At 41.7% G+C, this 23,917-nt stretch carries 21 protein-coding genes and 2 tRNA genes; 9 read left to right on the top strand and 14 right to left on the bottom strand.

Going from position 1 to position 23,917, the window contains the following annotated elements; genetic code table 11:
* Positions 1-49 precede the first annotated feature (49 nt).
* From FPZ42_RS07420 to FPZ42_RS07365, 12 genes are all read right to left on the bottom strand, one after another.
* Complete coding sequence (locus FPZ42_RS07420; protein ID WP_146269912.1) at positions 50-1,549, bottom strand: RagB/SusD family nutrient uptake outer membrane protein; 1,500 nt, start codon at positions 1,547-1,549, stop codon at positions 50-52.
* 22 nt (positions 1,550-1,571) lie between these two features.
* Positions 1,572-5,000: a TonB-dependent receptor gene (locus FPZ42_RS07415; RefSeq protein ID WP_146269910.1), complete on the bottom strand. Its 3,429-nt coding sequence runs from the start codon at positions 4,998-5,000 to the stop codon at positions 1,572-1,574.
* 222 nt (positions 5,001-5,222) lie between these two features.
* Positions 5,223-6,413, bottom strand: coding sequence for a FecR family protein (locus FPZ42_RS07410; RefSeq protein ID WP_146269908.1), 1,191 nt, complete (start codon positions 6,411-6,413; stop codon positions 5,223-5,225).
* Positions 6,414-6,502: 89 nt separating this feature from the next.
* Complete coding sequence (locus FPZ42_RS07405; RefSeq protein ID WP_146269906.1) at positions 6,503-7,090, bottom strand: sigma-70 family RNA polymerase sigma factor; 588 nt, start codon at positions 7,088-7,090, stop codon at positions 6,503-6,505.
* Positions 7,091-7,260: 170 nt separating this feature from the next.
* Positions 7,261-8,283 (bottom strand): Holliday junction branch migration DNA helicase RuvB, encoded by a 1,023-nt coding sequence (gene ruvB, locus FPZ42_RS07400; RefSeq protein WP_146269904.1) that lies wholly within the window; start codon positions 8,281-8,283, stop codon positions 7,261-7,263.
* Between the two features lie 153 nt (positions 8,284-8,436).
* Positions 8,437-9,168, bottom strand: a complete 732-nt coding sequence (locus FPZ42_RS07395) for a polyprenol monophosphomannose synthase (protein ID WP_146269902.1) — start codon at positions 9,166-9,168, stop codon at positions 8,437-8,439.
* A 118-nt stretch (positions 9,169-9,286) separates the two neighbouring features.
* Positions 9,287-10,783, bottom strand: coding sequence for a POT-type proton-dependent oligopeptide transporter (locus FPZ42_RS07390; RefSeq protein WP_146269900.1), 1,497 nt, complete (start codon positions 10,781-10,783; stop codon positions 9,287-9,289).
* A gap of 102 nt (positions 10,784-10,885) precedes the next feature.
* Positions 10,886-11,812, bottom strand: coding sequence for a hypothetical protein (locus FPZ42_RS07385; protein ID WP_146269898.1), 927 nt, complete (start codon positions 11,810-11,812; stop codon positions 10,886-10,888).
* A gap of 60 nt (positions 11,813-11,872) precedes the next feature.
* Positions 11,873-13,051 carry an acetyl-CoA C-acyltransferase gene (locus FPZ42_RS07380; protein ID WP_146269896.1) on the bottom strand — a complete coding sequence of 393 codons (1,179 nt, stop codon included), beginning with the start codon at positions 13,049-13,051 and terminating at the stop codon, positions 11,873-11,875.
* Positions 13,052-13,126: 75 nt separating this feature from the next.
* Positions 13,127-13,291, bottom strand: coding sequence for an Arc family DNA binding domain-containing protein (locus FPZ42_RS07375; RefSeq protein ID WP_146269894.1), 165 nt, complete (start codon positions 13,289-13,291; stop codon positions 13,127-13,129).
* A gap of 6 nt (positions 13,292-13,297) precedes the next feature.
* Complete coding sequence (locus tag FPZ42_RS07370) at positions 13,298-13,840, bottom strand: hypothetical protein (protein ID WP_146269892.1); 543 nt, start codon at positions 13,838-13,840, stop codon at positions 13,298-13,300.
* Position 13,841: 1 nt separating this feature from the next.
* Positions 13,842-14,702 carry an SPFH domain-containing protein gene (locus tag FPZ42_RS07365; protein ID WP_146269890.1) on the bottom strand — a complete coding sequence of 287 codons (861 nt, stop codon included), beginning with the start codon at positions 14,700-14,702 and terminating at the stop codon, positions 13,842-13,844.
* Between the two features lie 112 nt (positions 14,703-14,814).
* On the opposite strand from FPZ42_RS07365, the gene FPZ42_RS07360 reads away from it, so the two are divergent.
* From FPZ42_RS07360 to FPZ42_RS07320, 9 genes are all read left to right on the top strand, one after another.
* Entirely contained in the window at positions 14,815-16,881 is a 2,067-nt protein-coding gene (locus FPZ42_RS07360) for an HD family phosphohydrolase (RefSeq protein WP_146269888.1), read from the top strand.
* Between the two features lie 83 nt (positions 16,882-16,964).
* Positions 16,965-17,051: transfer RNA gene (locus FPZ42_RS07355), tRNA-Ser, on the top strand.
* A 278-nt stretch (positions 17,052-17,329) separates the two neighbouring features.
* Positions 17,330-18,592, top strand: coding sequence for a site-specific integrase (locus FPZ42_RS07350; protein ID WP_261382264.1), 1,263 nt, complete (start codon positions 17,330-17,332; stop codon positions 18,590-18,592).
* 19 nt (positions 18,593-18,611) lie between these two features.
* Positions 18,612-18,685: transfer RNA gene (locus FPZ42_RS07345), tRNA-Pro, on the top strand.
* Positions 18,686-18,979: 294 nt separating this feature from the next.
* Complete coding sequence (locus tag FPZ42_RS19480; RefSeq protein WP_146269884.1) at positions 18,980-19,303, top strand: Arm DNA-binding domain-containing protein; 324 nt, start codon at positions 18,980-18,982, stop codon at positions 19,301-19,303.
* Positions 19,254-19,370, top strand: coding sequence for an RNA recognition motif domain-containing protein (locus FPZ42_RS07335; RefSeq protein WP_186458712.1), 117 nt, complete (start codon positions 19,254-19,256; stop codon positions 19,368-19,370). The genes FPZ42_RS19480 and FPZ42_RS07335 overlap by 50 nt, the downstream gene beginning before the upstream one ends.
* Positions 19,371-19,574: 204 nt before the next feature.
* Entirely contained in the window at positions 19,575-20,636 is a 1,062-nt protein-coding gene (locus tag FPZ42_RS07330) for a sensor histidine kinase (protein ID WP_146269881.1), read from the top strand.
* Complete coding sequence (locus tag FPZ42_RS07325; RefSeq protein WP_146269879.1) at positions 20,633-21,328, top strand: LytR/AlgR family response regulator transcription factor; 696 nt, start codon at positions 20,633-20,635, stop codon at positions 21,326-21,328. The genes FPZ42_RS07330 and FPZ42_RS07325 overlap by 4 nt, the downstream gene beginning before the upstream one ends.
* Before the next feature lie 18 nt (positions 21,329-21,346).
* Positions 21,347-23,080, top strand: coding sequence for a CocE/NonD family hydrolase (locus FPZ42_RS07320; RefSeq protein ID WP_222431550.1), 1,734 nt, complete (start codon positions 21,347-21,349; stop codon positions 23,078-23,080).
* Positions 23,081-23,102: 22 nt separating this feature from the next.
* Here the strand turns inward: FPZ42_RS07320 and FPZ42_RS07315 are convergent, their stop codons facing one another.
* Positions 23,103-23,561, bottom strand: coding sequence for a hypothetical protein (locus tag FPZ42_RS07315; RefSeq protein ID WP_146269877.1), 459 nt, complete (start codon positions 23,559-23,561; stop codon positions 23,103-23,105).
* Positions 23,558-23,842 (bottom strand): hypothetical protein, encoded by a 285-nt coding sequence (locus FPZ42_RS07310; RefSeq protein WP_146269876.1) that lies wholly within the window; start codon positions 23,840-23,842, stop codon positions 23,558-23,560. Before FPZ42_RS07310 ends, FPZ42_RS07315 begins: the two co-directional genes overlap by 4 nt.
* Positions 23,843-23,917: the final 75 nt, after the last annotated feature.

The following is a 23,917-nucleotide window of genomic DNA, read 5'->3' as shown; positions in this document are numbered from 1 at the left end:
TATAAAAGACCGGCTGTTAAAGCCGGTCTTTTATATTGTAATTTTTAGCTTACCAACCTGGGTTTTGAGTCAAATTTTTATTGGTTGCTATCTCGCGTTGCGGTATAGGCCATAAATAGTATTGTTCTTTAAAAGTAACACCCTGTTCGGTTGGCGTAGAGGTAGCCTCGCCGAAGGTGTTGGTTTTAGGGTTGTAAGTTTGGTGCGTGCGCTGCACATCAAAGTATGCCTTGTTCTCGTAAGCTAATTCGTGGTAACGCTCTTTCCAGATCGCTATCCTGAACTGGTCTTTTGTTAATCCGCTTAGATTAGCCAGTTTTGCTCGTGTACGAATAGCATTCACAGCGTCGTAAGCATCCTGGGTAGGGCCGTTAACCTCATTACTGGCTTCAGCATAAATTAACTGTGCCTCAGGTAAGCGTAACAATGTCCAGTTTTCATCGCTTTTGGCATTACCGTTGTCCGCAGCACTTTCAACATGGAAGTACTTGTATAAGGCATGTGAACCAAAGTTTATAATTGTTGAAGGATCCTTGTATTTAGGATAGCTTGAGAAATAAAACTGGCGTTCCTGCGTACGTAAGTCACCGGTTTCATAGCTATTAAAGAAATCATTAGTAGGTATCATCGCCCCTAAGTGATCTCCGTAGCCACCTACCAAAAGGTTGAACGGTAAAGTTAATTGCGGTATAGCGTTCTCACGTATACCAACTAAATAGTTGATCTGGAATATCAGCTCACCCTGATTTTTGTGTGCGTTATCATGCAGATAGGCATAATCTGTAAATAGGGTATATAAAGGCAATACATCCTTTGCTTCAGATGCAGCTTTAGCATAATTTTCTGTTTGTTTTAACGGATAACCAGCAGTTGTAAGATAAACGCTCGCTAACAATGTCTTAACAGCACCTAATGATACTAAACCTGTTTGATCTGTATTTGATAGACCGGAAGTCTTTGCAGCTTCAAGATCCGCGATGATCAGTTTGTAAACATCGGCTTGTGGCGCTCTTGATGCGTAAAGATCAGGGTCGCTAATTTCAACCGGTTTTACAATTAAAGGCACGTCGCCATATAATCTTACAAGGTGATAGTAAAAGAAGGCCCTTAAAAAATAAGCCTGACCTAACAGGTTTTTCTTTAAGCTTTCATCTATGGTCATTGCCGGGATGCGCTCAATTGCCAGGTTGGCATTTGCAATTGCGCTGTAGCTGTTTCTCCAAACGGTTTCAAATCCGGGGTTAACAGCGTCAGTACGTTGGTTAATTACATTACCATTGTTAACGCTTTGCCCTAACGAGGTTGCATGCCCTGCAAATAGCTCAATGGTGATAAATGGGCTTTCGCCGTACGCATCACCATTTTGGAACATGTACAGGAAAGTGTATATGCCCTTTACAAAAGCTTGCGCCTGGCCTGCATTTTGAAAATAGTTCGATTTATCAAAGTTGCTGTAATTTTTCTCATCAAGATATTTCTTACAGCTGGTTGCTGTTATACTTAATACAACTAACAAACCTATACTATATTTTTTGATTTTTATTTTCATGATCGATATAGATTTGATTTAATTAAAAGCTTGCATTTACACCAAGGATAAATGTTCTCGGTTTTGGATAATCGTAAAACTGGATGTTTTGAGTAAAGTTACTTGATGCACCCTGGTTAAAGTTGGCATTACCGTTATAGGTTGATACCTCTGGGTCGTAACCGGTGTACTTGGTAATTACAAACAGGTTTTGCGCCTGTGCGTATACTCTTAACCTGGTGAGTTTTATTTTATCTAAAACTGATTTTCCGAAAGTATATCCTAAGGTTACCGCACGGCCACGGATGAAATTGCCGCTCTCTACCTTGGTTGAGTAGATCTCGGTTTGGTAGCGTACGTAAGCCGGCCTTGTTTCGGCGATGTCTGTGTTTTGATTCTCCGGTGTCCATGCATTCAATACTGTTGCATAGCTGTTAGCCTGGCCGGTACGGTCCTGGCCTGAGTGTTTGGTCAGGTTCATGATCTGGTTACCGTAGTTAAACTGTAACTCAATGCCAAGATCAAAGTTTTTGTAGGCAAAGTTGTTGGTTAAGGTACCGTAGCCATCAGGGATAGATTTACCCAAGATAACTTTATCAGCAGAGGTCACTTTACCATCACCGTTAGTGTCCTGTATTTTCAAATCGCCCGGAAGCAAACCGTAAGAAGCTGCCTGAGCTGCTTCTGCTGTGCCCCATGTACCTAAAACTTTGTAACCGTAGAAGCTACCTGCAGGCTGGCCTACACGCATCAGGTTAAATTGTGATAAGAAAGTAGGGTCAAGGAAGATATCATCATTTGACTCGCCCAATTGAATGATCTTGTTCTTTAAGAAAGAGATATTGAATGAGGTTGTCCAGCTGAAATCATTTGATTTGATGTTCTGGCTGTTAATAGATAACTCCAAACCCTTATTTTCCAGTTTACCATTGTTCTTAAGTACGTTTTGGAAACCGCTGGTCTCTGGTAGTGGCGTATTTAATAATAAAGCCTGTGTTTTCTTCAAATATGCGTCAGCATCAACTGTTACGCGGTTGTTAAATAATCCGAATGATACACCGATGTTATATTCGTTTGTTTTTTCCCAGGTTAAAAGCGGGTTGCCGATACTGGTCAATGTTGTACCAATAGCTTGTGCACCACCAATTACATAGTTGCTGGTATTGATACGTGCAAGTGAACCATACTGGCCAATTTCAGAGTTACCTGTAACACCGTAGCTTAAACGGAACTTAAGATCAGATATAGCCTTAACATCCTGCATGAAATCTTCCTGCGATACTCTCCATGCAAATGCGGCAGAAGGGAAGAAACCATATTTTTTGTTTGCTGCAACCCTTGATGTACCATCTGCACGGCCGGTTAAGGTGAACAGGTATTTCTCCATCAGGTTATAGTTGATCCTGCCATAGAATGATTGCATCTGCCATGCTGTGTAGTCTGAAATTGGTACCGCTGGTATTGCACCTGCACCAAGGTTATAAAACTGGTAATAGTTATCAGATAAACCTGATGTAGCACCGTTTAATCTTAGCTGCTGGAAGTTTTGTTGCTCTGTACCTACCACAACGTTTAACGAATGGATCTTATTGAACGTTTTGTTGTAAGTAAAGTAGTTTTGCCATTGCCAGAATGTACGGTTATACTCATCTATAGATGCGGAACTGTATTTTTGATCTGCAGTTGGGCCACCTACTAATCCGCTTGAAAAGCGCGGTATGTAATTAGCCGCGGTAGTTACACCTAATACGGAACGGAACTCTAAACCTTTGAAAAGGTTTATGTTAGCATAACCATTACCGCTAAACACACGCACACGGGCAAGCTCCTGTATCTCATTTGCCTGTGCAACAGGGTTGTCGCCGCCTTCCATGTTAGGATAGTCTGTGCGTTTACCATAGGTACCATCAGGGTATTTGATAGGGATGATAGGGATCATTTCAACCAACATACGAGGGATATTGTTACCACCCTGGCCGTAGCTTGCAGAACGCTGATCTTGCGAGTTGTAGTTTAATGTAGCCCCGATTTTCAACCATGGTTTTACCTGGTTATCAACAGTTAAACGGGCGTTGTAGCGTTTTAAATAACTATTAAGAATGATACCCTCATCATCTGCATAGTTTAAGAATAAACCATAATTGATGTTCTCAGAACCACCGGTTACCGATACGTTATGGTTTTGACTAACTGCGTTGCGTGTTACCGCATCCTGCCAGTCAACATCATAAAGCGGGTTAAGATTGGCGTCAAATAATTTGCCTATTAATGGTGTACGTAGTTTAACAGGATCCTGGTCAACATATTTACCATCAGCCCAACCTTGCGGGTCGTACTTTTTTATGTTTGCATAAGCTTTATCCTCAAGGGCTAAAAACTCTTTTGCGTTTAACACATCAAGTTTTTTGGCAATATGGCCAACGCTCACATAGCCATCATAGCTAACAGTACTTGGGCGATTTTTTGCACCACGTTTGGTGGTGATCAAAATTACACCGTTTGCACCACGGGTACCGTAAATAGCAGTTGATGATGCATCTTTTAGTACATCGATAGAAGCCACGTCATTAGGGTTGATGGAGTTACCACCCTCTGTCCAGATGATACCGTCTACAACATAAAGCGGATCGGTACTGGTGTTGATAGAGCTGTAACCGCGGATGCGGATACGGGTATTACCACCGGGCTCACCTGAGTTTTGTGATACGTTAACACCGGCAATTTTACCGGCCAGCTCTTGCTCAAGATTGGTTTGCGGGCGCTCTTGTAAGGCTTTTGAGTTCACACTACCTACAGAACCGGTTAGGTCTACGCGTTTTTGAGTACCGTAACCAACCACTACAACCTCGTTCAAGGCCTTTGACTCTTCTGCAAGCGTAACGTTAACAACTGTTTTACCGGCAATAGGAACTTCCTGCGTGGTGTATCCTAAAAAGCTGAATATTAATGTGCCATTAGCATCAGGTACATTAAGTTTAAATTTACCATTAGCATCAGTAGTGGTGCCAACATCAGTACCTTTAAGTTTAACGTTAACGCCGGGCAGGGGGCCTTTTGCATCGCTAACGGTACCGTTGATGTCAACTGCTTTGATCTCTGCATCGGGAGTAGCATCGTCGCGTTTTTTTACTACGATTGTTTCCTGGAAAATTTTATACGTAAGCGGTTGATTAGCAAACGCTTTGGTAAGCGCCTGATCTATGCTTACCTGCTCTACGTCGATATTAATGTTACCTGCTTGTGCAACATCTTTCTTATCATACATAAAGTGGTATCCTGTTTGCTTCTCAATCAAACGGAGGATCTTCTCAACCGACGCGTTTTTTTGACGCAAAGAAACTGTTTGTGCAACAGTTTTTGCGGTTACGTTGGTGAGGGCTGCGATTATTAAAATTGCAGTTAGTTTCATGACCAATAGTACTTTGGACAGTTTAGACCACGCCGAAGGCATGGCCTTAGAATTAAAATTCATAAGTTTGTGTGTTTGGGTTAAACATAAAGTTTCAATTCGTCGATTGCGATGTGGTGGGAACCCAGGCGTTATGCCGGGAAGTGGGTCGAAACACTTTCCGGTTTTTTTATAGCCAACCTTTAGCGGCCAGCGGGTATCCCTTTAATTTTAACTTGAGGGTGGTATTTTTTGCATCATAATTTGTTTGTTGGTTTTGTTGATTTATAAAAGATTTTTTTGCGCTTAGTTTACTATTATACTGTTTCCTTTAATGCTGATATCTAAGCCTGCATATTTAAGCATCTCAAGCAGTTGCGAGGCCTTTACATTTCTCGATATCCGTCCGTTAAATTCTTTGTTAGGTATTTGATGATTGTATTTAATATCTACATCGTACCAGCGTGCTGCCTGGCGTAGTATTACGTCTATTTTAGCATCCCTGAATTGGAAAATGCCATTCTTCCAGGCTATTTCATCATCAAGATCTACATCGTTTAAGACCTTGTTATCGCCCTTAGATGTGGTTTGTGCTTGCTGACCAGGCTTAAGTTGCGCTGTAAAGTTGCCGTTGCTTATTTTCACTGCTCCCTCAAGTAATGTAGTTTTCATCACCTGCTCGTCGTCATAAGCCATTACGTTGAAATGGGTGCCCAAAACTTCAATCGTTGCCCGGTGCGTTTTTACTTCGAAAGGTAAATGTTTGTTTTTGGTAACTTCAAAATAGACCTCACCGGTAATGCTGATCTCTCGATTGTTGCCTGTAAATCGCGTAGGAAATGTTATAGACGATGCAGAATTTAACCAGGCCTGTGTACCATCAGGCAATGCAATCTGGTACTGCCCGCCTCGCGGGGTGGTTATAGTGTTCAGTACGGGGGGCGAGTTAGCATCGTCAAGTGCTGCAGTGTTGTAGATAATCTGTCCTTCAGCCGTTTTTTTGACAAGCGTATTTCCCTGCTCTGCAATTGTTCCATCAGCGGCATCATCAAGTGTAATAGTTTTGCCGTTAGCCAGAGTGAGAATTGCTTTATTGCCACCAGGTAGCGCATCGTTTAGTGGTTGTTTCTTTTTGGTAACGAGCGGTTTTGGTTTCTCAACAGATTTATCGCGCTGATAGAGCGCAACTCCCGTGATAAGTAAAATGGCAGCCGCCAGCAAAGGCATCCACTTTCTAAATTTGTTTTTGATTGGTTTTACAGGTGTAGCTTGCTCTGCCCGTAAAACATTTTGAAGCATACGCTCTGATTTTTCGTTGCCGAAAATATCATTGCTGGCGTCGAGATCATCCCAGGATTTTTTAATGAGAGCAGACAGTTCTTCATCGTTGTTGCTTGCGTTTATTACTGCAAACAGTTCAGCACGCTCTTGTGGCGTGGCCGTTTTGCTGTAATGGCGCTCAAAAAGGTATTGCAACCTAAGCCTTGACGTACTCATTAAAAGTTTTTCTATAATTGGTAGTGTTAAAAGCAGGGGTCGCTTTTAAAGTAAGACACAAAGCAGGGTAAAAAAGGGGGTATGGAGTTTTAGAAATTTTCTAAAAAAGTCCAAAGTATCGCCAAAACAGCGGAAATGTTGCCGCATGACTGTACAAAACTGGTGATAGAATGCGTTGCACCTTGCAGATATTTTTTTACAGTTTCCCGAGATAAGCCCATTTGAGCAGCTATCTCATCATATTTAAGGCGCTTGTGGCGGCTTAGCAGATAAACTTTTTGTTGTTGGGGGGGCAAGTGGTCTATTGCCTTGTCAAGCAATTCGTAGTAGCTGTTCTTATCTGTATTATCTTCAGAAACTAAATCTATCGCGTTAACTTCAAGTGCTTTTTGTTGAATCCGTTCCTTGGCAACTTTGCGAAGACAATTAAGCGCATGATTTTTTGAGAGCACATACAAATAGCTCTTAAAGCTATCTATACCTATAAGCGCCTCGCGGTTAAGCCAGATCTTTAAGAAAACATCCTGCACAACTTCTTCGGCCAGTTCAATAGATTCTGTTATACGATAGATATGATTACCCAAACGGCCGCTGTATGCGGTGAAAAGCGTGCTAAAAGCATGCTCGCTTCCGCGAGCCACCTCTAACAGAAGCTCTTTTTCGTTGAGTAAAGTCATTTATGCAGGTAGAATTGGTAGGGCAAATAATTAAATAAAAACCATAAAAGCAACTTTATTATGCTTAAATGTTAATATTTTATCGCAATGTGCAAAAGGTTGGTATTGATAATCTTTTGATTAAGAATTGTTTACGATAACGCAATATAACCTTGAGATGTAATTAACTTTCAGAATAGGGAAGGAGCACTGTTGGGCTTGATTTTGCCCAAATGGCGGTAGGCGCTCTCGGTAACTTCGCGGCCGCGTGCTGTACGCATCAGAAAACCTTCTTGTATCAGGAATGGTTCATAAACCTCCTCAATAGTGCCTTCGTCTTCGCCCACGGCGGTGGCTATAGTTTTAAGGCCAACCGGCCCGCCTTTAAATTTATTAATGATGGTTGCGAGTATTTTGTTGTCCATCTCATCCAGGCCGTGCTCATCAACATTTAGCGCATTCAGCGCATATTTGGCAATATCTGTATCTATCTGGCCATTTCCCTTGATCTGTGCAAAATCTCGTGTGCGGCGAAGCAGAGCATTTGCTATACGAGGTGTACCACGACTGCGGCGCGCAATTTCGTAGGCGCCTTCATCAGTAATTGGCGTGCGTAAAATGGACGATGAACGCAGCACAATTGTAGTAAGCAGCTTTGCGTCGTAATACTCTAACCTGCTGTTTATACCAAACCTTGCCCGTAGAGGGGCAGTTAAGAGACCCGAGCGGGTAGTGGCACCAACGAGCGTAAAAGGATTAAGTGAAATCTGCACCGAGCGGGCATTTGGGCCACTTTCGAGCATAATATCTATTTTAAAATCCTCCATTGCTGAATATAGGTATTCCTCAACCAGCGGACTTAACCGGTGTATCTCGTCAATAAAAAGGATGTCGCCTGTCTCCAGGTTGGTAAGCAAGCCGGCAAGGTCGCCGGGCTTGTCAAGTACAGGGCCGGATGTGATCTTAATACCTACACCCATTTCATTAGCAATGATATGAGATAAGGTGGTTTTACCAAGTCCCGGCGGGCCATGTAGAAGCACATGATCAAGCGCCTCACCGCGAAGGCGCGCAGCTTGTACAAATATCCTCAGGTTAGCTAATATGCTATGCTGACCGGTAAAGTCCTCAAAAGCAGCCGGGCGTAATACTTTTTCAATATCACGATCAGTATTAGTAAGGCGTTCGCCATCAGGATCAAGATGCTCGTTCATGCAGTTGCTGAGATTAGTTGCTCAGTGAGTTTGTTATCAATGAATAGTTCAAAGCTATGTAAAATACTACAAATTTTAGCACCAATATTCAATTAACTAATCACGAGTTGACTAGCTGCTAATTACTTTGACTTTAACCTTTTGCCTCCAAAATCACCCCTCCGGATACTTTCGAAAAATGCTGTTGATCTTCATTTGTATCACCCCGAAGAAAGCTTCTCTGAATATGCCTTTAGACATTTTTGATGCACCGGCTGTGCGGTCGGTAAAGATAATAGGTACCTCCACAATCTTAAAATTGTGTTTCAAGGTTGTGTACTTCATTTCTATCTGGAATGCGTACCCTACAAATTTTATCTTATCCAGGTTCAGGGTTTCTAAAACTTTGCGCTTGTAGCACATAAAGCCCGCTGTTGAATCCTGTATGTCGATCCCGGTTATAAACCTAACGTACACAGATGCAAAAAAGCTCATCAGTACACGGCTCATCGGCCAGTTGACTACGTTAACGCCTTTGATATATCTGGAACCGATAGCTGCATCAGCACCCTCAATACAGGCATCACGCAGGCGAAGCAGATCATCTGGATTGTGTGAGAAATCGGCGTCCATCTCAAAGATAAAATCGTAATGATTTTTAATGGCCCATTTAAAACCGTGGATATAAGCCGTGCCCAGGCCCTGTTTTCCGGCACGCTCTTCGATATAAAGTCTTTCCGAAAATTCTGGTTGAAGATTTTTAACAATGTTTGCTGTACCGTCTGGCGACCCGTCATCAATAATGAGCAGGTGAAAATCATGCGGAAGGCTAAACACTTTGCGTATCATCCGCTCAATGTTTTCCTTCTCGTTATAGGTGGGGATTATAACGATACTATCTGGCACAGTTAGATATTGTCTGTATTAAATTAATGCGGCCGCTAAATTAATTTATTTTGATGCACCTGCATAACATAAAAGCAGGGAATTATACCCATCCCTGCTTTTGTGTTAAATTTTTTACTTACGGTTGGTTGGAATTTGCTGCGACTTCGCCATCAACAACAGGGTTGGTGATGTAGTTACGCTCCTTCATCTTAGGCGATACAATGATAAAAATGATAAGGAATATTGCGATAAAGCCCACAAAGAACCACTCGTAGTTTGCGCCTTTAAGGGTAGTTGCCCACCAGCCACCACCTTCTATAAGGCCATTTACAACTGCGGTTATCAGGTTGCCGAATGAAACGACAAGGAACCAGATGCCCGTCATTGTGCTTTTCATAGATTTTGGTGAGTGGGTATAAGCATATTCCAAACCCGTTATAGACACCAAAACCTCTGCCGCAGAAAGAATTAAGAATGCGAGTACCTGCCACCATATAGAGGGTGAGCCGCCATGATCTAAATTTGTGTGTATTACGCCAATAACCACAAATGATAAAATGGTTAGAAATAAGCCTGCTCCTAAACGGCGTAACGGCGTAGTTTTTAATCCGCGCTTATCAAGCCATGGATATATCACATAGTTAAACAATGGAATAAACATCAGCAGAAATACTGTGTTGAATGTTGATAATTGCCCCGGATATATTGTGAACTTGGCGAAACCAAGATTGATCACGCGGTCCATTTTCTCAGCATATAAGGTCCACTCAGATAAGCACTGATCCCAAACTGCCCAAAATGCCAGGGCAAAGAAGAATACAGTCATCACGCGGTATACGGCTTTGATACCTTCAACACGTTCCGGATCAAAGTTATTTTTAGAAACATCAAGGAAGGATTCTCCTTTTTTACGTTTGCTTTGGTTAGTTAGGGCATACCAGGTTATAAAAACCAGGTTGTTACGGTTAACACCCTGCGGCGGTACTTTTACGTACATTTTGCGGCCGGCAAAAAAGATAATGGTAGCCAATGCCATTAATACACCCGGGATACCGAATGCCCACTTAGGCCCAAAGTGCTCATAAGTCCAGGGAATGGCTACCGTGGATAACATTGAGCCGGCATTGATACTGAAGTAGAACCAACCGTACACTTTTGAAAGCAGATCCTGGTTGGTAGCATCAAATTGGTCGCCTACGTTAGCAGAAACACATGATTTGATACCCCCTGCGCCTATTGCTACTACCAAAAGGCCAAACTCAAAGCCTGTAAGGCCGCCGTCAAAGGTAGCCAGCATTACGTGACCAATACAGTAAATGATAGATACGTATAAGATAAGCTTGTATTTACCGGTAAACCAGTCGGCTATCATACCGCCTACGAAGGGTAGGGCATACGCTACCATTACAAATAAATGGTGCAGCTTGTTGGCATGTGCATTAGCCTGATCGGTTAAGGCGGGATTATCTGTAGGATTAAAAAATTGATTAACTAAAAATAGTGTGAGGACAGAACGCATGCCGTAAAAGCTAAAACGCTCTGCGGCTTCGTTACCAATAATGTAGGGTACACTCTTCGGAAATCGGGACTTTGGCTTCTCTGTTTTAAGAGCCGTTGCTTGGGTTTCTTGCATTATTGTTTAAATATCAGGGGCTAAAAATAGTATAAATAAAATTAATCGAAATTTTATACCGAAATTATTACACCAGGTAGGGGAATGTTTGGCTAATTGGGATTAATTATGCTTACGCAACGGCACTGTTTTCTTGTCTAATCTGGATTGTATTTTAGGGTCAACAAAACCCTCATCTGCAGCCTGTGGGATATTGCGCATATCCAGGTTCTCTACAAATTGCCATTGGCCGTTCTGCAATCTGAACCCGTCATAAGAAAGATCAGGACCGAAAGTCTCAGGCCTGTCTTTCATTTTCTCATCCGGCGGAGCAAGGTGGTCAAATACGATCAGGTTCTCATCAGGAACATAACGCAATAACATAGATGCCTGGCGAGTATATTCGAAAATAATGCGTTTAGCATTTTTGCGTTGTTTATCCCCAGCAAAAACCGGCATACCTAACACCGGTTTGTCGTCGCGGTCAAATGAAAGTACCTCAATTACTTTTTTGGTCGATTTTACATTATTTCCCTTCCAGCCAAGTAACACGTAATAAGGCCTCGAAGCAGGCACGCGCACTATTTTATAATATTGTGTCCCATACCATTTACGGTTATCGGTTACAGTATCTTGTGGATTTTTAATAAGGGGCGTGTAATCTTCCAGCGGAAACATAAGCAGGCGGTCGCCGGTATTCATTTGTATTGTACCGAAATACCGATAGCTGCCATCCTGGTTCATCACAGGCCAGGTAAATATTCTGAAACGGCTATCTGGTGAGTTAAGTATGCTCACCATCTTAAGCGAATCAAACGTGAAATTAAATGAGTGCGGAACTCTTAAAGCCTTAACCAACGTGCGAATGAATTGGTAGTTGGCATTTTTGCGTTCCATATCATCTGCATTGTTCACAAACTTTTTACCAAGCATGCGCAGGCTATCCTGGTACATAATTAAGTTTTTTAAGTTGGTGGCCTCGTTAGAATGCTGGGCAAAAGCCGTAGTTAACCCGCATGAAAATACAAGCGCTAATAGAAAACCTTTCATCAAAATTTAAACGATACTTATAAACGACAAATCGCTTCCTAAATTACATTAAATTGCCGTTTAAGCAAGATTCTCGATAACCATAGCGCTTGCGCCGCCGCCGCCATTACAAATACCGGCTACACCATATTTGCCTTTGTTCTGTTGTAAAACGTTTACCAAGGTTACTATAATACGTGTACCGGATGCACCCAGCGGGTGCCCTATAGCTACTGCACCACCGTTAACGTTTACATTACCAGGATCAAGTCCCAATATTTTATTATTGGCAACCGAAACCACCGAAAATGCTTCGTTTATTTCGTAGAAATCTATCTGCTCGCCGGTTATGCCTGCTTTTTGCAAAGCCAGCGGAATAGCTTTTGAGGGCGCAGTTGTAAAATGCTCGGGTGCCTGCTGTGCATCGGCAAAAGAAACTATCCTGGCAAGCGGTTTAATACCCATCGATTCGGCTTTCTCTTTGCTCATTAAAACTACTGCAGCAGCACCATCATTAAGGGTAGAGGCATTAGCAGCTGTAACGGTACCATCTTTTCTAAATACAGGTTTAAGTGATGGTATCTTATCAAACTTAACAGTGCCGGGTTCTTCATCCTCGCTGAATAGCGTTACCTCGCCTTTTTTATCTTTCAACTCAATCGGCGTGATCTCGTTTTTAAATTTGCCATCAGCTTGTGCCTGCTGAGCGCGTTTATATGATTCAACAGCAAAAGCATCCTGATCTTCGCGGGTAACATTGCAGTCTACAGCGCAAAGCTCGGCAGCAGAACCCATGTGGAAATCATTATACACATCCCAAAGGCCATCTTTTACTAAACCATCCGTTATTTGCCCGTTACCTAAGCGATAGCCGTTACGTGCCTTGTCAAGATAATACGGTACGTTGCTCATGCTCTCGAAACCGCCTGCAACAACTATATCGGCATCACCGTTGGCAATACTTTGTGCGCCAAACATAATGGCTTTCATACCAGATGCACATACTTTATTAACAGTTGTAGCGGGGATATGCGGCAAACCTGCAAAAATAGCGGCCTGTGTAGCAGGGGCCTGACCAAGATTTGCAGAAAGTACGTTGCCCATAAAAACTTCCTGTATGTCTGATGGTTGCAAACCTGCTTTTTCAACAGCTGATTTTATTACGGTTGCCCCTAATTGCGTTGCTGATAATGAAGCCAGCGAGCCACCGAAGCTGCCTATGGGAGTACGCGTAGCCGAAACGATATATACTTCTTTCATTGTAGAAATTGCGTTTGATAATTGATATATGGCAAATTTAGGATTTTAAAATTACTATGCATGCATAATAAATAGCTACTCCTTTTTTTTCTTATTAAGCCTTTTACGTGTTTTCAAGGCTTCTTGCAGTAGAAACTCAATTTGACCGTTGGTACTCCTAAACTCATCGGCAGCCCATAGCTCAACTTCTTTAAGCATATCGGGATTTATGCGTAAAACAAATGCTTTTTTCTCCGCCATTGTAATTTAGGTTGTCGCTGCCGCTTGTGCTTGTCTAACTAAAATAAAATGCACACCTATCATAACTAATAGCGCTATATCGGGCTTGCCCGTTTGCTGGTTATCAGGCGCAAGAGTAACAGAAAATGGTTTTTTAAATCCCCATATAATTTGTTTTATCTCCAAAATGTCGCCGTAATTTTCATTTACCAAAGTGAATGATCTGCCAAACAGTTTTTTAAACATATAGTTAGCTTCAAAGCCGTTCACCATACGCAATTTTACATCCCGTTTCCACACAGACGGCTCAATTTCGCCAATCAATTCGTCCTCGCCACGGTTAAGCAGCATAGTTCGGCCTATCAATGATTTCCGTTTAATAGTGAACATGTCTTCGGCGCATTCAATAATATCATAACGTTTAAATACGCCTTTGTAACTCAACCGGGCATAAGTAAATTGCCCGTCGCTTAGTTCGTAATAAGGGTGCCACCAACCAATGCGATTGATGAAAAGCTCGCTGGTGCGTAATTGCGCTACACTTCTGAAATTATTTGTCTGCTCCATCATCTTAGTGATATAAGGTGCCGGTATTTACAATAGGGTTAACGCTTTTATCACCACATAATACTACCAGCAGGTTGCTTACCATAGCTGCTTTTCGTTCCTCATCTAACTCAATGATATTTTTCTCTTCCATTTTTTGCAGAGCCATTTCTACCATACCTACTGCACCTTCAACAATTAGCTTACGGGCTGATATAATGGCAGCGGCCTGCTGGCGCTGTAGCATGGCATGTGCAATTTCAGGGGCGTAAGCCAAATGAGATATACGTGCTTCCAATACCTCAATGCCGGCACGTTCAAGTCGTTCATTTAGTTCGGTCTCTAACATCGCACTCACCTGCTCGGCACCACCACGCAGGGTAATGCTGGCAGTATCATCTTCGTTAATATGATCATAAGGAAAGGTATTGGCCAGGTGGCGTACTGCCGCCTCGCTTTGTATGTTTACGTACTGCAGGTAATTTTCAACCGCAAAAACAGCTTTAGCAGTATCTTTTATCTGCCAAACAATAACCGCAGCTATTTCTATCGGATTACCAGCACTGTCATTCACTTTTAATTGCTGCCCGTTTAAGTTATAAGCCTTTAATGATACCTTCTTTTTTACCGTAAAAGGATTTACCCAAAAGAAACCGTCCTGCTTTACGGTGCCCGTGTATTTACCAAATAGAGTGAGCACCTTTGAATCGTTTGGCTTGACGATGGTGAGCCCCGGTAGTATCAAAAAGTAGTTAATAACACAAATAATTGTGCCGATTACGTGCTGTTGCGCCCAAAAGCAAAATGCCGCAACGCCGGTTAAGATCAAGACTAAAACAAAGGCCAGGTAGCCTGATGGTGCTGTGATAACTCGTTCGGTATTCATAATGGTATAGATTTAAAATGATATCATAAAGATATCAAATTTGAATTGACAAAAGCAAGAACAATTACGTAAAACAGAAACTTATGCTAATTTTGATTGGTTAAACAGATATATGGCGAAACTCACCACATCACGACAGAAGGCTTTGCTACGCAAATATGCGCTTAACGTTAAATTTTTAATGACGCTGGTGAGCGTTGTTCTGATTGTTTATACGCTGCCTAAACAAGCCAAATTTGGATACGAATTTGAAAAAGGCCGTATTTGGAATCAGCGCGACTTAGTATCGCCATATAGCTTTGCTATCCTTAAAACAGATGCAGAGATAGAGGCCGATAAGAAAACCGCACTTTCCACCATCACACCGGTTTATCAGCGTAATAACGATATGCCTGTGCAGCAGCTGGAGGGTTTTAGGAATGACCTGGAAATTAAATGGCATAACGCAGGTTTCCCCGATAGGTTAAAGCCGTTATATCTGCAAACAGGTATTAACGTGCTTCAGTCGGTTTATGACAAGGGCGTGCTCAAGCTCAACCCGAAATATCAGATAGGGGGAAAGGATTACGGTATTACGATCCTGAGTGATAACGTTGCAACAGACAAAAGCACATCAGATCTGTTTACCCGTGAGCGAGCCGTTGAATATGCTGATGTTGAGATAAGCAAACAAAAAGCGCTTGATAAAGCCTTTTTACTTAACCTGGTGCAAGACCGCCTGCAAACCAACCTCTCATTTGATGCTAAGCTCACCGCCCGGTTAGAACACGACGTTACTGAAAACCTTTCGATAACCCGTGGCATGGTGCAAAAAGGGGAGACTATAATTACTAAAGGTTCTGTTATCAATGATGAGGCTTACCAAAAACTCGCTTCTTACAAAAAGGCCTTTGAAGATAACTCGCGCAATAACGGCAATAGGGGATTGGTGCTGTTAGGGCAGTTCCTGTTAACGGGCATCACTATTTCTTTGTTGATGATATTCCTGTATCTATTCAGAAGAGATATTTACCAGGATAACCGTTTAGTGAGTTTGATATTGCTGGTTATTACCGCAATGTTGGCAACGTTGTCTTTAGCTATAAAGCTGGAGCTACCTAACTTTTATTATATACCTTATTGTATAGTGCCTATCATCATTCGTATATTGTTTGATACGCGCTTGGCACTAAATATTCATTTGCTGGTGGTGTTGATAGCCGGTTTTTTTGTTCCCAATAGTTTTGAGTTTGCCTTTTATGAGATAACAGCGGGTATGGTATCTATTTATAGCATCAAGAACCTGATACGCCGTGAGCAATTCCTGATATCGGCAGTCATCATCACATTCACATACTTTGTTTCCTTTATTGGTATATCACTTATTCGTGAAGGGTCTTTCCTCACAATAGATTGGGCGGAATTTGTGCCTTTTGCAGTAAGTGTGCTGCTCACTTTATTGGCTTATCCGCTGATATACTTATTCGAGAAGATATTTGCCATTACATCAGAATTAACGCTGATAGAGCTTACCAACACCAACGCGCCGTTGTTGCGCGAGATGGCTTTCAGCGCACCGGGAACGTTCCAACACTCTTTGCAGGTTGCTAACCTGGCTGAGAATGCCATATTTGCCATAGGCGGCAATGCGTTGTTGGTTAGGGCAGGGGCTTTGTACCATGATATCGGTAAGATGGAGAACCCCTTGTTCTTTATTGAAAACCAGATCTCGGGTTTTAATCCGCATGACAAATTACCTTATGAGGAGAGTGCGCAGATCATCATTAGGCACGTAAGCAAGGGAATTGAGATGGCAAGGAAGGCCAACCTGCCTGAGATCGTTATCGATTTCATCCGTACCCATCATGGTAACACCCGGGTCGACTATTTTTATCAGTCGTTTTTGAAAAACTTCCCCGAAAAATTCATTAACGAGAATATTTTCCGCTACCCGGGGCCTATTCCGTTCACCAAAGAGGCTGGGGTTTTAATGCTTGCCGACTCAATTGAGGCGGCTTCGCGCTCGCTTAAGGAGCCGGATGAAGAATCTATCAGCATACTTGTTGACCGGATAGTGAAATATAAGCTTGATCAAAACCAACTGAGCGACAGCGATATAACTTTAAAAGATCTGGAAACGATAAAACAGATATTTAAACGTATGCTGGCAAGTATTTATCACGTGCGAATTGATTACTAAAAATCTGATAATTTTTTTTGTCAGCATAGTTGAATTACTATATTTGCAGTCCCTGAAAAAAGGGATGTTTCTTCAAAAAACACGGTGAGGTGCCTGAGAGGCCGAAAGGATCAGTTTGCTAAACTGACGTACGGGAAACTGTACCGAGGGTTCGAATCCCTCCCTCACCGCTGAGAAACATGTCAAATTAAGCTAAAACCCTCTAAATTCAATATTTAGGGGGTTTTCTATTTTTAGTAGTACCCCAAATTGTACATATAATAGCAAAATAAAAAGGAGTAGTTCAGCGAGTACCTACTTTGTTAGTTAACTACTCTTTTAGTTGGGCTTAAATAACTGTACATCAAATGGTTCGATAATCGAACATCTTGTTTCTTAAGTGCTGCATATCAATATTTGTTAACTTTAATTGTAGCATGTTATGTTGGAAAAAACGTTCAGTTTATTAATGTATTTGAAAAAGCCTAAGTTCCACAAACAGAATGATCCTTACCAGATCTATTTTAGGATCACGATAGAAGGTCTTTTCGTTGACGTTTCAGCCAAGCGTACCTGGAGCCCGGAACGCTGGAATAACAGGGCGGGTCGGGCATATGGTACTAAAGAAGATGCTAAATTGCTTAATCTTTATCTTGATACTTTAACTAATAAAGTTCATGAGGCACGCAGGATTTTGATAGATGCCGATTTGGATATCACACCGCAGGCCATCAGGAACGTCTTGTTAGGAGTCGATGACAAAAGGTACATATTACAGGAGTTTGCAGCCCACAACGAACAAATAATGGCACTGGTGCCAAAAGAATATTCAAAAGGAACGCTTGACTTATTTGAACGGACGCTCTTACACACGCAACGCTTCATTGAATGGAAGTATAAGGCCAAGGATCTTGAATTGCGGAAACTTGATTATGATTTTATTGATCAGTTCTCGTTCTGGCTTAAAACAGAAAGGAAATGTCAACATAATTCAACCATTAAGTACCTGACCTATTTTAAAAAGATCGTTCTGTTATGCGTAAAGAGAAAATTGATCAAGCAGGATCCTTTTGCAGAGTTTAGCTTGGCAAGGAGGGAGCAGGACAGGCCTTTTCTAACTGAAATCGAACTGGCAAAAATTGCAGAAAAGGAATTTCCTTCAGAACGTTTATCTGTTGTCAGAGACATTTTTTTGTTTAGCTGTTATACAGGGCTCGCTTATGCTGACGTTCAAAAGTTAAAAAGATCTGAGATTGTTATTGGTTTCGACGGAGAAAAATGGATCCATACCAATCGACAGAAGACAGATAGGCAATCAAGGATATTATTGCTTCCCTTTCCATGCAAGATCCTTAAAAAATATAAAGACCATCCAATTTGTCTACATAAAGGAACTGTCCTTCCTATTATGAGTAATCAGAAAATGAATGCCTATTTAAAAGAAATAGTAGATACTTGTGGAATAAATAAAAATCTTACTTTCCATGTTGCCAGGCACACTTTTGCTACCACAATAACACTAAGTCAGGGCGTATCAATTGAATCAGTATCTAAGATGCTAGGCCACAAAAACCTGAAGCAAACGCAGCACTATGCTAAAATTCTAGATATAAAGGTAAGCGAGGATATGCGGGCGCTTAAGCAGAAGATGGATGTTACAATGCCTGTTAGACGTAAAGCGATTAGCAAAGATTCCGGTGATCAAAATTCTGATGATAAATATCAATCTTAAACTTACATTTGCGGTCGTTCGGGATGTAGCGTAGCCCGGTATCGCGCCAGCATGGGACGCTGGAGGTCGTAGATTCGAATCCTGCCATCCCGACGATACCACATATCAAACGATATGGAAAGCCTGTAAATCATTGACTTACAGTATTTTTTGTTTTCCTGCCAACGCAAATTATATCAAATCATCGCAAGTTGTCCGTCATCTAACTGAACACCTCTTTTCGTTTCATATTTTTGAGGTATTTGAAATTGGTTTAAATTACTGTATTACAATATGTTACAATGCAACGAATCTGCGTTGTTTTGCGCTGATTTGAGCTGATCTTTTGATACCATTGGGTATGATTTAATACCAAATAAATGCAAATGGTTTAATTAGATCAATGTTATGAAAGCGATCAACACATTCAGTGTCCACTTCAATTTGCGGACAGAAAAAGGAAAAGAAGGAAAAGCGCCGGTTTATGCGGCAATTAAAGTCAATGGAGAGAAAGCCATGCTGGCACTCAAGCATAGCGTTGCTACAAGGTGCTGGGACGTACGGAAAGGTATGTGCAAAACTACGACTGTTGAAGGTAGGAAGCTCAACATCTACCTGGAAGAAGTAAGGCAGGTATTGGGAGAGAAATCTAGATTTCTATATCTACATTTGCAGGATAATTTTGGAATTAGTAAAATTATTCGTTGGCGGTTTCCCGCTGGAGATCGATGAGATGGAGCTGGCCAAATTATTTGCACCGCATGGTGACGTTAGCACTATCGAGATCATGCATGATTAGAAGATGCAGATTTGTTAAGGCGCTACCTTTATTGAAATGAATGACCGGAGGGGCTGAAGCGGTTATTGAAGCATTGGATGACGCTGATATGAACCTAAAGCAACTTAACTTTACTTTCATCCCCATTTCACCGCACTCATGTACTTTCCTTTTTAAGTTGATGGCAGATTTTGTTGTTTTGGTTTGTAGATTTCAAACAATGTAATGTTGATAGGAAAGATAAACATATCACTCTATTGGAAATGTCAACTTTTAGGCTGGTCGTTTGCAGCTTTATATTGGGGATACCAGGGGTACATGGGCAGTCGTTTTAACTGGTGGCTGGGCCTTTTGCATTTCGTGACCGATGTAATCATCTGTGTGTTGATCACGCATTCGTACCGCTGTCTCTCGCGAAGAAACCATTTTCAAAATCTTCCTTTAAAACAGTTAATTTGGCGCCTCGTTCCAGCTGTTATCGTGCTGGGAATAATTTATACCTTTATTATAACGGTAAAAATTCATTTGTTGAGGATTGCATTTAATGACAACTATTCTGTACCCTACAAAGAATTCTTTCAGTATAACGTTACTTCAATTTTTATTACTGGAGTCAGATTAATGGCTATCTGGCTACTGGCTTATCACCTTTACCATTATAGAGAACGTGAACTCCAAGTAATCAGAGACAACGTGCGACTGGAACTTATAAGTCGCGAAGCAAAATTGAATAATTTGTCTGCACAGATTAATCCCCATTTCCTATTTAATTCACTAAATACAGTCAAAGCGTTGATCGCTGACGATCCAAAATCTGCCAGAAGAGCAATTGATCTATTATCAGGAATCTTGAGAACGGGCCTCTATGCCGAAGTAGCCGAATTTATTAGCCTTGAAGAAGAACTGAGTCTCGTTAACGATTACCTTGACATTGAGCAATTGCGGTTCGAGGAGCGTTTAACTTATAGTATCCGACTTGTTGATGGTTTACAAAATATAAAGATCCCCAGATTTGCTATACAGCTGCTGGTCGAGAATGCGATAAAACATGGTATAGGTAAATTAATGGCAGGTGGCCTGATTGTTATAAAAGTTGAACAGGTCAATCATCAACTCCGAATTTCCGTTCAAAATCCCGGGAAGTTTGAATGTCATGATTCTTTACATGGGGTCGGCCTTAAAAACCTCAAGGAGCGTTTATTATTACTTTATAACGACGCAGCATCGCTATCCACCCATCATGATGAAAATATAGTAACTATGATTCTAAACATCCCATTAGTATGAAAGAGCTACAGGTATTAATTATTGATGATGAGCGCAATGCAAGGGAAGAAGTTAAGAAACTGATCGCGATTTATCCGGAACTGGTCTTAATGGGCGAAGCAAAAAATGCGGTTGAAGCAAAAGAACTAATTGAAGCGAAAAATCCTGATCTGATCTTTCTCGATATCCAGATGCCCGAAAAATCAGGTTTTGAGTTACTGGAGTCATTAGTCACAGTACCGCAGGTGATCTTCACTACCGCTTACGATCAATATGCCGTAAAAGCGTTTGAGTTTAGCGCCATTGATTACCTGATGAAGCCAATTCGTGAGGGACGCTTTGCTAAGGCAATGGAACAGGTCAGAACCCGGGCTGCGCAGCACATGGATGACAGAATCTTTGTAAAAGATCGTAATCAATACCATTTCGTAAGCTGGAAGAAGGTTTACCTGATAGAATCGATGGATAATTATGCGCGCTTGTTTTTTGATGATAAAAGCGTATTCCTTAAAACCTCCCTAAACCAGCTTGAGCAAAAATTAGATGAGCATACCTTTTTCCGTATAGATCGCGCACACATGATCAACCTGAATTACGTCGACAAGATCACCACTGACAATACGGGGAAGCTGCAAATAACCCTTAAACAGGGAGAAGTGCTTGATGTCTCTGAACGGCAATCTGTAAAGTTGAAAAAGTTGCTGAAAGTTTAACCTGAAAATTCCATAAAAATGATGAACAGAATGATCTGTATGGCATTGCTATGCCTTACACTGGCTACGTATTGCCATGCTCAACAAGTCACGGCAGAGGATAACAAACGTTATATCATAGAAGATAGCGTTATAATTAAAACAAAATATGGAGCGACCCTTTCAGCTGTTGTCGTGCGCAAGCGTGGGATCCGTAAACCCCAACCAGCAGCTTTGCTTTTCTTTATTTATTCCAATTTGGAACGCAGTCTTACAGAGGCAAAGTATGCCGCCGATCACGGCTATGTAGGTATTGTTGCCGACACACGAGGTAAACGCTTAAGTCCCGATCTCATTGAACCTTATGAACATGAAACGCAGGACGTAAATGCAGTGATCGACTGGATTACGCAGCAGCCTTGGAGCGACGGACGTGTGGGCATGTATGGCGGAAGCTATTCAGGATATGCACAGTGGGCTGCGACCAAACATTTGAGTAAAGCTTTGAAGACGATAGTACCCTATGTGGCCGCAATACCCGGACAAGGTTTACCTATGGAAAATAATGTATTCCTGAACGCCAATTATCAATGGGCATTTTATATAACCAATAATAAATATACCGACGATTCGGTTAATAACGACAAGAAGCGCTGGCGGGAACTAAACTTTAAATGGTACGAAAGCGGAGCTGCATACCGTAAAATCGACAGTATTGATGGCACGCCAAATCCGTGGCTGCAAAAGTGGTTAAAGCATCCCTCTTATGATAAATACTGGCAGGATAAGGTTCCGTATAAAACTGATTTTTCCAAGATCAATATTCCAGTGCTTACAATAACCGGTTATTATGACGACGGCCAGATATCGGCAATGCAATATTTATTGGATCATTATAGGTTTAATTCAAAAGCCGATCATTACCTCATCATCGGTCCTTACGATCATTTTGGCGCACAAAAAGGTGGTGTACCTGTTCTACGTGGCTATCAGGTTGATTCAGTTGCGCTGATCAACACTAAAGAGGTCACTTTTAAATGGTTCGATTACATATTCAAACATGGTAAGAGGCCAGAGCTGTTAAAAGATAAAATCAATTTTGAGGTAATGGGCGCTAATCGATGGAAGCACGTTCCGTCTGTTCAGACAATGCATAACAAAACGCTTAAACTCTATTTAACCAATATCAGAACCGATAGCAACTACGTACTTTCTATGGATAAACCATCGAAAAATGGCTTGGTCTATCAGGAAGTGAATTTCGCAGACAGACAATCCTCAAACAATGATTATTATCCTTTCCCACTTAATAAATCACAACTAGATCATGATACAGGAATCTTTTATCTCACCCAGCCCTTTGATAAGTCCATCGAGGTTAACGGCCTTTTCAATGGTGAATTGAAAGCCATAATCAATAAAAAAGATATGGACATCGGAGTTACCCTATATGAAGTGAAACCGGATGGTCAATACTTCGAATTGTCTTATTTCGTAGGCCGTGCCAGTTATGCTAAAGACCCCACAAAAAGAAAGTTATTGCATCCGGGAAAACTTGAGACAATCACATTCAATAAGTCGCGGTTGACAAGCAAAAGGCTGGATAAAGGTAGCCAGCTATTGGTCGTACTCGACATTGATAAAAATCCTTTTGCACAAATTAACTATGGAACGGGGAAGGATGTAAGCGATGAAACAATAAGGGATGCAGCTGAACCTTTAAAGATATGGTGGAGGAATGACGGTTTCGTTAACATTCCAGTTTGGGAATAAACTAAACAGAATGCATCGCAATCTAACACAATTTTTGCCCTTTTCTCTTCTTGCGCTTGCGTTTGAACTCATTCAATGCATTTTGATCCATATCACCAGCAGGATGACCAGTGCCGAGCAAACTCCCGATAAGATCGCTACCAGGTAAAGCCTGATGACCCACCTGCTGCCGATCTTGTTGTTGGCTTTGTATATCTGCTCCGCGCTGGATACAATCCTTTGTATCTGAAAGGCGAGGTTGCTTGCCATACTGTCCATCAGCTCCAGCCGCCTGCTGGTATCTGCTATCTTTTGCTCTGATCCTGTAGTTTTTCAGCGCCTTGCTGTGTAGCCTTTCTATTTCCGGCAGCAACTTTTGTATCTGCGTCAATTCCGGTTGCTGTTCCTCTTGCGGCGGATTTACCTGCTCCTGCTGATCGTTGCTGGGCTCTTGTCCTAACATTTGCCTCGTGAATCGCTGTGCGATCTCTTTCTTGTTCATGATAATTCGCGATTGCGATCTGTTTTTTGGCTAGTGTAAGGCAATGCTTGATCATAAGAAATGAATTTATTCCCGTGAATTACAGGATTTACCATCGGCCATGTGCTGTTTTGTTGATAGGTACCAAAGTCGGTCTGATCGTATCTGCCTACGGTCTCGTCATTGGTCTCAATGTTGACATTAGCAGCGGGGTTGCTTTCGAGTCCCAATTTACCCAAATATCCGTTAGTGTTGGCAGCCGTCGCATTTATAGGGTTATCAAAAAAATCAACGAAATACATCTATTGATCCCACCACGCATAGTAACCTAAGTAGTCGTCACCTTTTGGCCTGAATGTGTAATACCATATGAGATA

It is taken from the genome of Mucilaginibacter achroorhodeus, assembly GCF_007846095.1.
Lineage (GTDB): Bacteria > Bacteroidota > Bacteroidia > Sphingobacteriales > Sphingobacteriaceae > Mucilaginibacter > Mucilaginibacter achroorhodeus.
The sequence above is the reverse complement of the archived record's forward strand: the minus strand, read 5'-3'. Positions and strand labels throughout refer to the sequence as shown.